Genomic DNA, 14,033 nt, shown 5'->3' on the forward strand with positions numbered 1-14,033 from the left:
TCCTGCTGTTCGGGCGTAAATCGCCGTGATTAGCGCATTTTTTGATAAGCTTTTTTACGCGTCCAAGTGTCAATATGTCCGTTTTCTAGTTCAGCCAGCGTCAGCTCAAAAAACTGCACCGCCGCCGTAGCGTACAGCCAAGCCAACGCCATTTTGACATAGTAGCCGTCGTGGGTGATATTTCGCAGTGCGGCAAAAACTTGATCAACATGCAATTCATCCAAAAAATTAGTCATCAAAGAAACCACACCGTAGCGTACCGTCAATTCAGCTTCGCTTTGCAAATATTTCAGCGCAAAATCCCACCACGACTCACCAGCAAACCGCCGCTTTTTATCGACAAACACATCAATGTGTGCCCATGAATCAACGCGTGGTAAATATTGCTTGGTCAAATCAATCGCCGTCTGATCATCGAGCCGAGCGTGCGTAATCAGCAATCCACACAGCAGCACGTAGTCGAAAGATTGGTTCTTCTCTGCTAGCAAATTGCGAATATCCGCTGCACTCATATCAGGCACCAGCTCCCTCGCCAGCCGCCGCAAATCCGGCACCCGCACACCAACGACAGGCATATCGGTATTGACGATACGCTTATTAAAGGCGGCATACGTCTCGTTACCCTCAGCGAGCTCCGCCAACTTCATTACAATATCATCATGCATATTGCCGCTAGCTTTCATGATCAAACTCGATCCCTAAAACTCCGTATCGTTCCTGGTCTGCTGCAGAATAGAACTCGTTAATCTGATTTTCCAGCCATTCAACACTTTCACCGCCAAACTTAAGCAGGTCATTATGAGAAAACAGATCATGAAACGTCGCGTAACGCAGCAACCCAACCACCGTCGCAGTCATGGTTTGCTCGGGGTTCGTGCGGTTAATAAACATAATCTGATCGCCAAGCTGAATCTTCTGACGCTTCTCGTCATATAGCCGCGACTCGATAGTTTTCTGACCGGAAACAATGGCAGCAAATGGCTCAGAGTGAAGCTTAAGTCTATGTGTAGTCATGCCGATATTATAGCAGCATCACACCTTCAGCTTCTTATCCTTCAATGTCAGCACCACGTCCGCTTGCTTAGCCAGCTGTTTACTGTGAGTGACGACGATGACGCACTTGTCGTTTTCGTGGGCGGCCTGACGCAGGATGTCGATGATGTCGGCAGCGGTGGTTTCGTCCAGGTTGCCAGTCGGCTCGTCTGCCAAGATAATCGGTGCGGAGGATACCAGCGCTCGACCGATCGCCACACGCTGTTGCTGGCCGCCGGAAAGTTTCATGACGTTGCGGTGAATGTGATCGTCGTCCAAGCCCATGGAGTGCAACGTTTCGTTGGTGGCCTTGGAATTAACCAATTTCAAGTTTTCCAGCGGCGTCAGATAATCGATCAGATTATAATTCTGAAACACCAGCGAGATATTGTGCTTGCGATGATGCGAATAACCCTGCTCGGCGATGTCTTCATCGTCGAACAAAATCTGCCCGCCGGTCGGTGTGTCCAGCCCCGCCAGCAGCCCCAGCAGTGTCGATTTACCAGCACCAGAACTACCGACGATGGCGTAGAATTTGCCTTTTTCAAATTGATAATTGATGCCGTTGAGCACATTGCTCGTACCGTCGGCGTATGAATAAATAATATCGCGTAACGTAAGTAATGACATGATAACTCCTAACTTAATTTTGCTAAAATTTGCTTTGGTGATTGGCGCATGATTGGCGCGGTAGCAGCGATGGCTGACAACAGAACGACCACGTAGCCGAAGGCGAAAGCTTGCAAGTAGGTCGCTATTGGCGCGGCTTGCACCACGGTTTTTTCTATGCGCTGGCTTTGGTCGGTTTGCGCTGTGAGGGCGGTAGAAATCTGTGACGAGGCGACCGAACCGACACCGAGCGCGAACACCGAACTAACTGCGGCGATGATAGCGAGTTCCGCCAAGAACTGCCCGATGATCTGCCGCTTCGATGTGCCGATAGACAGCAAGATGCCAATTTCATGCAAGCGGCCGCGCACCCAGAACACCAGCACCAGCGACAGCACCGCCAACCCTGCCGCGGCTGCGCCGATGGTGGCAATCGTCAAGATGTTTTGAATGCCAGCGATGTTTTGGAGAACCCCAGCGAATGCCGCCCCATTGTCAGTCAGACTGAATTTTTTCCAATCGATGTTTGGTAGGCTTTTGGTACGGTCCGTTAACGACTTCAACTGATGCGGATGTTCGGCAAAATATGTTGCTCGTGTCAGTTGCTTGCTCCCCGTTAGCAGCTGCGCTGCAGCCAAGTTGGTGATGAGATGATTCTCCGCCATGTCGGACTGCAAGACCGCTGGCTTTTCGCCTTTGCCGCTGAAGATGCCCATGACAGTCACCGTCACCCGCCGGCCGTCTTTGGTAATGTCCAGCTTGTCGCCTGGCTTGATGTCATTTTTCTCAGCAAACGTTTTGTGAACCAGCGCCGCGTTTTGATCGTTCGCCCCCAGATGCTTACCCTGCTCTAGTTGGTAAAATCGACCGGTGAATTCGCCGAGCAAATTGCTCTGTGTCGCTCCCGTAACTTTTGCTTCGCCAGCCACATTAGCGTCCAGCTGCACGCCGCTGCCTGCCGTGTCGATCAATTGTTTGCCTGGCAGTCCCGCGGTAGTTTCTGATTGGAAATTATGCGCTTTGACCTTGTCCAGGAGCTGCACCCGCTGCGCGATGTCCATCGGCACCTCGCCCGATGGCTGCTTGCTGGCGATACTAAAGCCGGCGCGGATGTTTCGCTCGACTGATTGCTTCAGCTGCGCCATCGTTTGTTGCACTGTCAGCGTACCGATCAGCAGCGTGAAAATCAGCGTCATGATCAGGGCGATGGTCAGGCTGCGACGCCGTTTGCGCGTCACAGCCGTCCAGGCTCGTTTGATAATCGTCATCATTCGCCCCTAGTCCACTTCAGTTAGTAATTCTTTTGGCGTTGACTGGGTAATCGGTCGAGAGGCCAGGAGCACCGCGATGATAATCACCGCTAGCCCAGCACTCCACACCGCCAACAGATCCGTCGGTTGTACGCCAACCGTCACCTTATCCAGCGTGCGCGATGACGTCACCGAGTCAGCATCAGCACCGAGCGACGCACCGTTCAGCGAACTACTAGCCTGACGTGTGGCATTCTGCGCCGCCTGCGACACCACGTGATCGCCCATTTGTTGCGCAATCAGCCCTGCGGTAAAGTACGATGCACCGAAGCTCAACACCGCGATCATCACCAGCTCAGCGATGTATTGCAACACAATCTTTGACTGCGGCACGCCCGTCGCCAAGAGCACGCCCGCTTCGCGCTTGCGCTCGTTCATCCACAAGTACAGCACCATGCCGATCACCGCGACGCTGACCAGCGCCGTTGCCCACAACATACCGTCGATCAAGCCGTACACGCCGTTCACTGCACCAGTCACGCCAGCCAGCTCCTGGCTATTCTTATTCAATTGATACTTTTGCCAATTGACCGACAGTTTATTTGCCCGCGCCATCACCTCATCTAACTGTTTGGTGCCCTTGGTAAAGAACGTAGCGTCCTGGTAAATCTCATTTTGTTCAGTGTACGCATTCAACTGGCGAGTCGTCGTGAGGTCAGTCAGGAACAAATTCTCGAACAGCTCCACCTGGTACGTCGCCTGCTTTGGGTTTTTACCGTTAAATATACCGACGATTTCTACCTCGACCTCGTCCTTGGATGGATGTTCATTGTCGGTGTCGTATTGGTTGGCCTTCAGCTTAATTTTACTGCCCAGCTTCAGATTGTTGGCCTTGGCAAAGTCTTCGTGCACCAAAATCTTGTGCGAATCGTTCTCGGTGATGTGCCGACCAGCGATGAGCTTGAGCGACTCAGCACGGAACTTTTTCTCGGACTCAGATTTATTGACACCGATGATGGTAGCGGCGTTGCCAAACTGCTTGTCTTTCTCGGCATCATAACCGCTGCCACCACTCGGTAGTGGCACCAGTTTGGTATTGATAAAATCGACCGTAGCGTTCTGGCGCTTGACATAGTCTGTCACGCCCTCCAGATTCTTCACCGCGTCGATATCCTTGTTCGACACCGTTCCCGAGCCGCGGGCCGTTCCCGGATTGGTGCGCGGATTATTGCCCAGTGTGAAGCCGGCCTTGAGCGTTTTATCCAGCGACTGCGCCGCCGCGTCGGTCGAATGCTTGATGGCAAATCCACTCAGCATAATCGTCGACATACACAGCAAAATCGCCAGCAAAATCAGCGTTTTGAGTTTTTTCCTGGTGATATATAACCAGGCACGTTGTATAAATGACATAGATCTCCTTTCTTGGTTCTATGCCAGTGTAGCAGGGGTGTGTGAAGGGAATGTGAAATGGAGATCTGTCTAACTCTGGGTAATTCTACTAACTCTAGAAAACGGTTATCATCATCTTAATATAGAGGCTATGAAGAGATTTTTTTAACTCTCCGATATAAATTAATCAATTCATTGATATCCATATCAACAAGAGGTTCATACATAAAAGCATTAAGGTGTATATTTTCTGGGGTCATAATATTTACCTCATCAATCACTTTCACAGTATCGTTACTGCACTTAGTCTGTTTAAATGCATCAGAGAGGCTCCTCGTTTGATTTTTCTGAGCCTCCAATTGATCAAGAAATTCTTGTGAAGAGCCGCTTTCTGACCCTTCACGACCCCAAGATATTTGACCGCTATATTCTTTTAACTTACGCTTCATATATTCTTCCGCTCTATGTCTAATTGCAATAGCCAGAATGATTTTATATTCAAGTAAGGATTTTTCGATGGTTATTGTTTCAGCTTCTGTGTAAATTGCGTCGACTATTGGAGTGTCTGTATTGATATTTATAAAATCACTCCTACCTAAGTGTCTCTCGTAGATGTCTTTAAGTGACTGAAATGTTATGTCAGATGTTTCTTCTTTATTATGTAACAATTTAGTTAACTCACCGTAATCTGCATCGTCTTTCCCTTTAGTATATTCAATTAGATTGCGCACTGCGGGAATAAGCGCAATTACATGAGCGAGCGTCATATTGTCCTTCCAGTGGTCAATTGGATTTCTCTGATAAAATTCTTTTCTCAATATAACCTCGCCATTGTTCAGCTCTGCGTGCAAATGAGCGTATCTAGGTAAGCCAAGTCGACTAGTAATCGTTCTATAGAAATCAAAATTATGCGACAAGATAATGAGCTTAAAATTTTTGCAATTTGCCATTTCATATAAATATTCAACAATTGCATACTTATTTTTATAGTCAAAAGAATCAGCAATATCATCAACTACTAGTAAAACTTCTTTGTCTGTTCCTGCTAAATCTTTCTTCATTTTCTCAATATCAAAAATAATATTTAGCAGATATAAGGATCTCTTCTCTCCTTGGCTTAGAGTGTCCTTGATTTCAAGCTCTCCTCTACTGATAGTTTGCTGCCGACCATCTCTAGTAAATACAAACTCTACCTGTGGAATATTCTCACCCATAATAGCACTTGTTCCGTTGGCAATTTTCATTTTATACGGCACCGTAAATCGTTCTTCAAAAATTCTTAGCGCTTCTCCCCAGCGTGTCTTTTCTGGATCTATGCCACCAATCTCATGCCGAAGACTATTCCACTTATCTTTAAGGTTGCTAAACGTGGTATTATCTTTCATATAAGATAGCCATAATTGCCTACGTAGATCTTTAAGCTTAGACTCCTTTAGATACTGCACTACATCAGGGTTATTCTCTATAACTCTTCTTAGTACACCACCTTTAGCTGTTTTCAAATCTTTCTCTATATCAGTAAAGGCCTTGCTTTGCTTAATCTCTTGTTCAATTCCCTTTACTACATCACTAAAATCTTCAGTTGTACGTATTTCTTCCTCGCCAAAAAGTTTTACAAGATTATCGTTTACGAAAAATCCATTATCTTTCAGTGATTTCTCGACATTTTTAAGTTCAGACAGACTAAAAATACCCTTCTTTAAAAAACCATGTCGTTCATAAATCTCATTACTAGTTTTACAGAATTCTTCAATATTTTCTTGAAACCCTTTTTTCTTAATATATCCCAGTGTAGTATTATCAAAAATATCCGAATATTTAATTTCCGAAAAATCAATTCCTATACGTCCCTGTATAAGTTCCAACCCCAGTAAGATACTGCCATCCAGATCAAAATCTTTTACGATCTTTGGCTCTAGCTCACGTACATTCACGCCTTGTATAACTTTTTTAATTTTAAGACCAGAAGCTTTTTCTAAATCTTTCAATAAGTCGCTTTTTAGCTTGATAACATCTGATATCTTTTCCTTTATAGATTCATCTACCAATAGATCGGCAAGATTACCTGACTGATAAGAGGCCTCAAAGCTTTTTATCACGAAAACATCTTCTTCTGAAATATCTTTTCCATCGATGGTTATTTTTGCTTCTCCTGGGATATCAAAAATCTCATCTCTAATTTCTTTTTGCTTTTTATCTTGTATCTTTTTGAAAGTCTTAGCAAATGATGTTTTCATTAAGCCATTTTTCGCATAAATGGCAATTACACTAGTGTCAGAGAAAGTAAATTCACTTTCCAACTTTTGAATCCCGTAGCAATTAACTAAATCACATTTTATTTTTTCCATTTTATCCCCTCATTTTATATCTTACTTCACTTTCTTGTTTTCTTTAATAAGATTCGTGGGGCAAGCCATATTTTCTTTTCCAAACTACTAACATAAAGCAAACCCCGATAATCTATACCTCATTATAACCGCCAATCCATTGTCGCCATTAATTAAACCTCACCACAAACCGCATGCCCCGCCCATGCAGTGTGAAATCATAGTCCAGACCCTTGGCGTCGAGTAGCATTTTCACGATGTAGAGGCCGATACCACTGCTGTCGGCATGTTGCTTCGCACCATTGCTCCGATAAAACGGATCAAAGATGTGCTGAAGTTGCTGTTTGGTGAGCGGTTTGCAAGCGTTTTCGATGGCCAGCTCATGCTGGTCGCATGTAATTTTTATCACGCTCCCCGCGTCGCCGTGGCGCACCGCGTTTGATACCAGGTTCGAGATGACGTGGCGCATCATGTCGCGGTTGGCACGAATGGTCGTTGGTTCTGTATTAACCTCGAAAGTCATGCCGCACGTTTTTGCCAGCAACACATAATCGTCAACTACCTCAGTGACCAGCTTGTCAATCCCCAGCCGCTTTTCCTGACGCAAAGCCTGCTCGGCGACACTGCCAGAACGCAAAACATCATTCACCATCGCCGCCAAGCGGTCAACCTGTGCCACTGATTCCGCCAGGTACTGATCGCGATTTTTATACTCGCCGATGTTGAGTTGCATGTTTTCCAGCATAATCCTGAGGGCCGCTAACGGCGTTTTCAACTCGTGCGAGGCCGCGCGGAGGAAGGCGATTTTTTCTTTCTCCAGCTGCGTGATCCGCTTATTTTCATACTCCAGCGAACGAATTGTTTGCCATAGATTTTGATAGAGCTCATTAATATTTCGCCCCAGCACGCCAATCTCGTCATGACTATTCACTGGGTAATGCGCGTTCTTTTCCAGCCGCTGCATGGTCGTGGTCACCGCCGCCATCTGGCGAATCGGCCGCGTCACAAAACGGCTATAAACGTAAGAAAACAGCAGTGCCACCAGCAGCGAACCGAGCATGGTATATGGCAATACGTGCAAGGTAGCGAGCTTGGCCTGAGTGACAGGCACCACGTCGGCGAGTAGCTTGACCGTAATCGTTTGGCCTTGGTTGTTCGCCACACTCCCCTGCCGCAAAATCACCGAGCGCGGATCGACAGTCTGCCCGTCAGCAATTTTCACCACACTGGTGTCAACCGATTTACCACTATCGGTCACGATGTTGATCGACTGAAAACCTTGAAAATACTGATTACGTCCGTCAATTGTCAGCGTGATATTAACATTTTTCATCTGAGCAAACTCCTGGCTGAGACGGCGCATTTCCTCAGTCGATTTACCGCGTAGTTCAGCCACGAGCGCCGTGAGATTGTCCGCCGCCTCGTGCTCTTTTTGCTGCAAATAAAATTGCGGCATCAAGGTGTAGACCAGCGCATGCACCAGGATGATCAACGCCGCAAACAGGCCGATTGACACCAAAAATGTTTTGGGAAATAACTTAAGCCGCTTCATAGCGATAACCCACTCCCTTCACCGTGATGATGCAGTCCAGGTGCAATTTTTTGCGCAAGTTTTTGATGTAAACGTCAATCACCCGGTCGAACGGCACCTCGTCATCACACCACAACTTGTCAATGATAGCCTGCCGACTCCAGACCATGTTTGGGTTATCGACGAGTAGCTTGAGCAGCTGCACTTCCTTGGGCTTGAGATGTGCGTCAGCATCATCATAAAATCCCTGATACGCCGCGAAATCCACCGAGGCCAGACCGCGCTGCCACAAGGTCTTTTTGACAGACTGTTGGCGGCGAAGCAAGGCCCTAATTCGCTTCTCCAAAATCACCAGCGAAAACGGCTTACTCATATAATCATCCGCCAGCTCGTCAAAACTCGCAACTTGCGTCGGCTCATCATGCAATGCCGTCAGCATCAGTACCGGCACGTCGCTGGTCTGGCGAATTTGGTGCAGCGTCTCGATACCACTCATCCCTGGTAGCATAATGTCGAGAATAATCACATCTGCCCCAGTAGATTTCTCCAGTGCTTCCTCGCCACTGGTCGCTGTCACCACCGTAAAACCGCGCTGGCGGAGGAACTGCTCGGTGCCAGTGCGAACTGCCGGTTCGTCTTCAACAAGGAGGATGTTCACCGCTCGTACACCCGTACGTACATGTCGTACAATTCTTTTTTGTATTGCTTCACAGCCTTATCCCCTGGCCATATCAATTCATGTCCAACTCCCATGTGTGCTGGCGTCGTCTCATTTGTAAACGTGGCACCACTGTTTTTGGCCATCTTTTCTGCAATATCACGCGCCATGGCGCTGTCAATCAGACGGTCCTCGTTACCGATGATCAAACCAACGTGCTTCAACCCTACCGCCTTCAAATCACTGCGATAATTTTGCTTGACGATGACATAATTTGCTAATGCCCGGTACGACAACGCGCCGTCAAAGAACTGGTCTGGCAGCAAATGCCTACCGTAAAGATTGCACAGTAGTGCCACTTGCCACTTTGGCACCTGAGAAGCGTCCGGCTCGTAGTACGGTGAGAGCAGCAGCACTCGCGAGAACAATCCATCACCATATTGTGCTAGCCACGTCGCCAACGTGCCACCGCCCGAATGACCAATCACACCCAGCTCATCGCCCAGCCCGCTGACCAGCCCAGCACTATCACTCATAAACTTCACCAATTCACTGGCGCGAACTTTGCCGTGCTGCTTGCCATCTTTCAGGCCATGGTGCGGTGCTCGCGGCACGTAGACATTGTATCCCGTCTGATAGAACCAATCCGCCAACTCTGCCATCGCCGACGGCTCACCGCTGACGCCATGAAGAATCATCACCGCCCGCGCAGTTTTCTTGCCGTGAGTTTTCAGAATTGGGCGAGATTCTGGACGCACCTCGCCATTAGCCGCATCATCAGCAATGACCTTTTGAATATCCTTTACTGATTGGTCATAATCACGCCGCTGAATGTGAGCTTTTTGCAGATTAGCACTACGACTTGGACACAGAAAGACCCAAGCAACAGACATTGCAGCCAGTACCGCCACGACACCAACTATTGTTATCATCAGCGCTTTACCACGTACTGCCATGAGACCTCCTCATTCCAATCAACAGATTGTTAGTTTTCTTCCTGCGCTGCCAAAATCCGCGCCTGAATCTCGTCCAATTGAGCGTCATCCATTTTTGGACCATCAACAGTCGTTAGCCAACCCGGATATTCCGCATAAAATGCCTGCTCGTGCGATACTGCCGAGCCAATTCCCTTCGCCAAATCGCCATGCAGCGGCACCAACTTGGCATGCACATGCGCCACGCCTGTGCCTTCAAAAATCAACGCCACTCGCGGTGTATCAAAGGCCTGCTCCAAAATATTAGCAACCTTTTTCACCGCCAGCATCATTTCAGAGTACAATTTATCATCCAAAGAAAAAACATAATCGCCTGGATTATGTTTCGGTATCACCACAGTAAAGCCTGGCGTGTTCGGAAACGGCGTCAAAAACGCCAAAAACTTCTCGTCCTCCCAAACTTTCCAAGATTTCATATTGCCTGATACGATGTCGTCGAAAATTGTGTGATTCATACTCCTCCTTTATGCAAATAAATCGTTCAATGCCTCACTCACCGTTGGATGAGTGAATATTTGGTCACGCAGTACAGTATACGGCAGGCCATTATCCATTACAGTTTTTATAATATTAATGACTTCTGGTGAGTTACGACACAATAAACTAGCACCCAAAATTTGTCCAGTGTTTGCATCAATCACCGCACGCAGCAAGCCTGTTGTAGCATTATCAACATGCAGGCGTGGAATCGCCATAGCAGGCAGCTCTTTTACGATAATTTCGCGCCCCGTCGCACGCGCCTCAGCCTCTGTCATACCCACCCGACCTAGCGGCGTTTGCATAAAGACCGCGTACGGCAAGGTTTTTTGTTTGGCGCGAGTGTACAGACCGTCACCCAGCAACTGGCTTCTCACAATCCGAAAATCATCCAGCGACGCATAGGTAAATTGTGGCCCGCCCGTTACATCGCCCATTGCCCAAATATGCGACCGACTAGTGCGAAGTGTTTCATCAACCACAATTGCCCCGCGCTTATCCGTCGCTACACCAGCAGCTGGTAAATTCAAGCTCATCGTCGCCGGGCGACGGCCCGTAGCCATCAAAACCGCATCATAACCAGCGTAATCATCATGATTTACTGTGCGAATCGTTGCAGTAGACTCACCCTCAATCGCTGTCACATCCACACTAAACACAATCTCGATACCCTGTGCCTGCAATGCTTCAGTAGTAGCCCGAGCGATTGCTGGATCTTCACGTGCAAGCAGAGCATCGCCCCTCTCAAATACTGTTACTTTTGTACCAAGTTTGGCATAAGTTGAGGCAAATTCTAACCCAATATAACCGCCACCAATGATAGCTAGCTGTTTTGGCTGCGTCATTTTATCCAGCAATTCAGTACTGGTATATACAAACGGCTTATCAACACCTGGAATATCTGGGATAATTGATTCCGCACCGGTGTTAATAAAAATCTGCGGTGCACTCACTACTAGCTCGTCGTCACCCGCCACAATCTTCACAGTACGATCATCTACAAACGATGCCTCACCTTCAATTACGCTCACCGTTTCACGATCTGCGAGCATGTGATAGTTCTTCTCATTCAACCGCGTCACTACCGTTGTCTTATGTGCCATCGCCTCATCAAAACTTTGATGATGTTCGGCTGCATTGACTAGCACCTTAGTAGGAATACAAGCAATATTAATACAGGTGCCGCCATACATCTTTGGCGACCGCTCCACCAGCGCTACCTTTTTGCCCGCATTTGCCAGCGCTACCGCCAATGTCTTGCCAGCTTTGCCAAAACCAATAATAAGTGCGTCAAATTGTTGTGTATCCATTTACCTCCTCCTATCTTTTTTAGCGATCTCTCTCGCTGTAACAATTTCTCTATCGGCATACAGAACTGCTTCTTTTATCACAAGTTTTTGAGATACTACTATTATCGTGTGCGCAATAGCTCCTTAAAACTGCTCCAAAAAATCCAACTTACCGCTCTCAAAATGCCGCACGTCCTCGATGCCGTATTTCATCATTACCAGCCGGTCAATGCCGCAGCCAAAGGCAAAGCCAGTATACTTATTCGGATCGATGTCGGCAGCCTCCAGCACATTCGGATGTATCATGCCGCAGCCCAGTAGTTCTATCCAGCCCTCGCCCGAACAAACTTTACAGTCCGGATTTTTGCCTTCACAAAACGGACAGCTCAGCGCGAACTCAAAGCTCGGCTCAGTGAACGGGAAGTAAAATGGATTGACGCGCACATCCAATTTCTTGCCGTAATATTCCTGCAAAAACTCCTGCAAGGTGGCGATCAGATTACCGACATTAACTCCCTTGGCGACATATACGCCCTCAACTTGATAGAACGTGTGCTCGTGGCGCGCGTCCAGATCTTCGTTACGGAACACCCGGTCGGGCACGATGGCGGCGATTGCCTCGCCCTTCGCCAAATTACCATGATATTTTTTCAACACACGGTTTTGCATGGTTGAGGTGTGCGCCGGCGCGATTAAGCGGTCGCCGTTAGCGTCAGTCTCCTCGGTCATGAACGTATCATAATCATCGCGCGCCGGGTGGCCTTTTGGAAAATTCAAGCTTTCAAACATGTGGAATTGATCATCAATCTCGCGCGACTCTTCCGTCACAAAGCCCATGCGATTGAAAATGTCAGAAATGCGGTCAATTTCACGCATCAATGGATGAATCGTACCGCGCTCACTCGGCAGTAATTCAGGGCGCGGAGCATTGACATCCATCGGTGCCGTCACGTCAATTGGCGGCAAGTCAACTTTTGACAGCTCATCCTCGCGAGCCGTAATCGCCCGCTCCAACTCCTGTTTCAATTCATTAACCTTTTTACCAAACGCCCCGCGCTCTTCACTAGGCAACGTCGCGATAACGCCATATAGTTCCCGCAGCTCCGCACTGCGCAGGACACTGCGAGGTTCAGCCAGCTCATCTACTCGTGATAATAATATTGTTCGAACTTCATCCAACTTTTCCATATCATCGCCCCTGCATTAAAAACATCCCGATAACTACCGCCGCCATAATAGCAATTACAATCCACGCCGGCGCCAACGTCGTCGTCTGCTTCGTATTTTCTAGATATCTCACGTCTTCCACGCCGTCAAGACTAGCCTTTTCCTGGAGACCCGACACCTTTGCCTTTTCACGTAGTTCCGCCGCGATTCGCTCCTGCAACTCACTGCGCTGATCGTTCTGATTCACAAATAATCCCATAACTACAGTATAGCAAATTATGCTATAATAGTCGTAATACTACTTTAAGGAGGGAATATGGCTACGAAGAAAACTTCAAAGAAAGCCCCGGTTAAAGCTACGGCAAAGAAAACTGCCGCTAAAACCGAAACCAAAACGACCGTCAAGCGTGTCGTTGCTGAATCTGTTGCGCCCAAAAGTCAGCGCGCCAAATTAGATTCTAAATTACCAAGCAACTTAATCAATATCGTCATTGCAGAAATCGTCGGCACGTTCATTTTGACGCTAGCCGCAATATTCGCATCAGACATCCTATCATCAATGTACGTTGGCTTTGCGCTCATGCTCATCGTCACTGCTATTGGTGGTATTTCTGGCGCACACGTCAACCCAGCCGTTACTTTCGGTTTGTGGTCAATGCGCAAGCTAAAAACCATTTTGGTACCATTTTACTGGGGCGCCCAGTTCCTTGGTGCAATGGCAGCTATTGTACTAATTGGATCATTGACAAATGGCGGCTTTGCGCTTAGCTTTGATCAATTTACCGCATTTTCATGGAATATCTTTGCCATAGAATTAATTGGTACTGCAGTATTCGTATTTGGTATTGCTGCAGTTCTCCAGCGCAAAGAAATCAAGGTTGCCGGACAAGCTTTTGGGATCGGCTTAGCGTTGATGATCGGCCTAGTTGCATCTGGATCTCTATACTCGTACGTTAAAGGTGCCGCTATCGCAAAAATCCAGAAAGAGCAAAACGCCGCTCAATCTGAAAAGGGTGGTCGCACCTACCCACGAGAAATTTATGTTTCAGGAGCTACTTTGAACCCAGCAGTCGCTCTAGCAAGCACAGAAAAAACCGACTCCCAACTACGCAGCAGCGGGGTATTGCCAGCTGAAGGCGAGAAAAGCTACTCTCGCTTTAGCCTAGAGGTTATTGCAGCTACACTAATCGGCGCAGCACTGGGAGGCAACTTGTTCTTACTGGTAAATTACCGCAATAAAGACGAAGAGTAAGTCACCCTAAATCCGAAAAATCCTCCGCTTCAAACGGAGGATTTTTATATTAGATAG

At 47.6% G+C, this 14,033-nt stretch carries 14 protein-coding genes; 1 reads left to right on the forward strand and 13 read right to left on the reverse strand.

Annotated features, from left to right (window positions below; translation table 11 throughout):
• Nucleotides 1-29: 29 nt before the first annotated feature.
• The 13 genes from TM7x_RS02455 to TM7x_RS02515 all read right to left on the reverse strand — a co-directional run bounded on the left by TM7x_RS02455 (nucleotide 30) and on the right by TM7x_RS02515 (nucleotide 12,983).
• Entirely contained in the window at nucleotides 30-683 is a 654-nt protein-coding gene (locus TM7x_RS02455; protein WP_039327583.1) for a DNA alkylation repair protein, read from the reverse strand.
• Nucleotides 673-1,014, reverse strand: coding sequence for an ASCH domain-containing protein (locus TM7x_RS02460; protein ID WP_039327585.1), 342 nt, complete (start codon nucleotides 1,012-1,014; stop codon nucleotides 673-675). Before TM7x_RS02460 ends, TM7x_RS02455 begins: the two co-directional genes overlap by 11 nt.
• 18 nt (nucleotides 1,015-1,032) lie before the next feature.
• Nucleotides 1,033-1,662 (reverse strand): ABC transporter ATP-binding protein, encoded by a 630-nt coding sequence (locus TM7x_RS02465; protein ID WP_039327587.1) that lies wholly within the window; start codon nucleotides 1,660-1,662, stop codon nucleotides 1,033-1,035.
• Nucleotides 1,663-1,670: 8 nt separating this feature from the next.
• Nucleotides 1,671-2,912: an ABC transporter permease gene (locus TM7x_RS02470; RefSeq protein WP_052198837.1), complete on the reverse strand. Its 1,242-nt coding sequence runs from the start codon at nucleotides 2,910-2,912 to the stop codon at nucleotides 1,671-1,673.
• A 6-nt stretch (nucleotides 2,913-2,918) separates the two neighbouring features.
• A complete protein-coding gene (locus TM7x_RS02475) occupies nucleotides 2,919-4,301 on the reverse strand; it encodes an ABC transporter permease (RefSeq protein WP_039327589.1) in 1,383 nt (460 codons plus the stop codon).
• Between the two features lie 128 nt (nucleotides 4,302-4,429).
• On the reverse strand, nucleotides 4,430-6,628 hold the full coding sequence (locus TM7x_RS02480; protein ID WP_039327591.1) for an ATP-binding protein: 2,199 nt from the start codon (nucleotides 6,626-6,628) through the stop codon (nucleotides 4,430-4,432).
• A gap of 148 nt (nucleotides 6,629-6,776) precedes the next feature.
• Nucleotides 6,777-8,159: a sensor histidine kinase gene (locus TM7x_RS02485; RefSeq protein WP_039327593.1), complete on the reverse strand. Its 1,383-nt coding sequence runs from the start codon at nucleotides 8,157-8,159 to the stop codon at nucleotides 6,777-6,779.
• Nucleotides 8,146-8,796, reverse strand: coding sequence for a response regulator transcription factor (locus TM7x_RS02490; RefSeq protein WP_039327595.1), 651 nt, complete (start codon nucleotides 8,794-8,796; stop codon nucleotides 8,146-8,148). The genes TM7x_RS02485 and TM7x_RS02490 overlap by 14 nt, the downstream gene beginning before the upstream one ends.
• Nucleotides 8,793-9,752 (reverse strand): alpha/beta hydrolase, encoded by a 960-nt coding sequence (locus tag TM7x_RS02495; protein ID WP_039327597.1) that lies wholly within the window; start codon nucleotides 9,750-9,752, stop codon nucleotides 8,793-8,795. The genes TM7x_RS02490 and TM7x_RS02495 overlap by 4 nt, the downstream gene beginning before the upstream one ends.
• A 29-nt stretch (nucleotides 9,753-9,781) precedes the next feature.
• On the reverse strand, nucleotides 9,782-10,246 hold the full coding sequence (locus tag TM7x_RS02500) for an HIT family protein (protein ID WP_039327599.1): 465 nt from the start codon (nucleotides 10,244-10,246) through the stop codon (nucleotides 9,782-9,784).
• Between the two features lie 9 nt (nucleotides 10,247-10,255).
• Nucleotides 10,256-11,578 carry an FAD-dependent oxidoreductase gene (locus TM7x_RS02505; protein ID WP_039327600.1) on the reverse strand — a complete coding sequence of 441 codons (1,323 nt, stop codon included), beginning with the start codon at nucleotides 11,576-11,578 and terminating at the stop codon, nucleotides 10,256-10,258.
• A gap of 123 nt (nucleotides 11,579-11,701) precedes the next feature.
• Nucleotides 11,702-12,745 (reverse strand): phenylalanine--tRNA ligase subunit alpha, encoded by a 1,044-nt coding sequence (pheS, locus tag TM7x_RS02510; RefSeq protein WP_039327602.1) that lies wholly within the window; start codon nucleotides 12,743-12,745, stop codon nucleotides 11,702-11,704.
• A 1-nt stretch (nucleotide 12,746) separates the two neighbouring features.
• Complete coding sequence (locus TM7x_RS02515; RefSeq protein ID WP_039327604.1) at nucleotides 12,747-12,983, reverse strand: hypothetical protein; 237 nt, start codon at nucleotides 12,981-12,983, stop codon at nucleotides 12,747-12,749.
• A 57-nt stretch (nucleotides 12,984-13,040) separates the two neighbouring features.
• Here TM7x_RS02515 and TM7x_RS03840 point away from each other — a divergent pair, with 57 nt between their 5' ends.
• Nucleotides 13,041-13,976, forward strand: a complete 936-nt coding sequence (locus tag TM7x_RS03840) for an MIP/aquaporin family protein (RefSeq protein WP_052198838.1) — start codon at nucleotides 13,041-13,043, stop codon at nucleotides 13,974-13,976.
• The last annotated feature ends 57 nt before the right edge of the window (nucleotides 13,977-14,033 follow it).

The organism is Candidatus Nanosynbacter lyticus, assembly GCF_000803625.1.
In the GTDB taxonomy this organism is placed as follows: domain Bacteria; phylum Patescibacteriota; class Saccharimonadia; order Saccharimonadales; family Saccharimonadaceae; genus Nanosynbacter; species Nanosynbacter lyticus.

Bases quoted from the DNA above. Each gene is read 5' to 3' on its own strand.
- TM7x_RS02500 (WP_039327599.1), bottom strand. From the start codon at position 10,246: ATGAATCACACAATTTTCGACGACATCGTATCAGGCAATATGAAATCT.
- TM7x_RS02475 (WP_039327589.1), bottom strand. From the start codon at position 4,301: ATGTCATTTATACAACGTGCCTGGTTATATATCACCAGGAAAAAACTC.
- TM7x_RS03840 (WP_052198838.1), top strand. From the start codon at position 13,041: ATGGCTACGAAGAAAACTTCAAAGAAAGCCCCGGTTAAAGCTACGGCA.
- TM7x_RS02465 (WP_039327587.1), bottom strand. From the start codon at position 1,662: ATGTCATTACTTACGTTACGCGATATTATTTATTCATACGCCGACGGT.
- TM7x_RS02505 (WP_039327600.1), bottom strand. From the start codon at position 11,578: ATGGATACACAACAATTTGACGCACTTATTATTGGTTTTGGCAAAGCT.
- TM7x_RS02480 (WP_039327591.1), bottom strand. From the start codon at position 6,628: ATGGAAAAAATAAAATGTGATTTAGTTAATTGCTACGGGATTCAAAAG.
- TM7x_RS02485 (WP_039327593.1), bottom strand. From the start codon at position 8,159: ATGAAGCGGCTTAAGTTATTTCCCAAAACATTTTTGGTGTCAATCGGC.
- TM7x_RS02470 (WP_052198837.1), bottom strand. From the start codon at position 2,912: ATGATGACGATTATCAAACGAGCCTGGACGGCTGTGACGCGCAAACGG.
- TM7x_RS02460 (WP_039327585.1), bottom strand. From the start codon at position 1,014: ATGACTACACATAGACTTAAGCTTCACTCTGAGCCATTTGCTGCCATT.
- pheS (WP_039327602.1), bottom strand. From the start codon at position 12,745: ATGGAAAAGTTGGATGAAGTTCGAACAATATTATTATCACGAGTAGAT.
- TM7x_RS02495 (WP_039327597.1), bottom strand. From the start codon at position 9,752: ATGGCAGTACGTGGTAAAGCGCTGATGATAACAATAGTTGGTGTCGTG.
- TM7x_RS02515 (WP_039327604.1), bottom strand. From the start codon at position 12,983: ATGGGATTATTTGTGAATCAGAACGATCAGCGCAGTGAGTTGCAGGAG.
- TM7x_RS02455 (WP_039327583.1), bottom strand. From the start codon at position 683: ATGAAAGCTAGCGGCAATATGCATGATGATATTGTAATGAAGTTGGCG.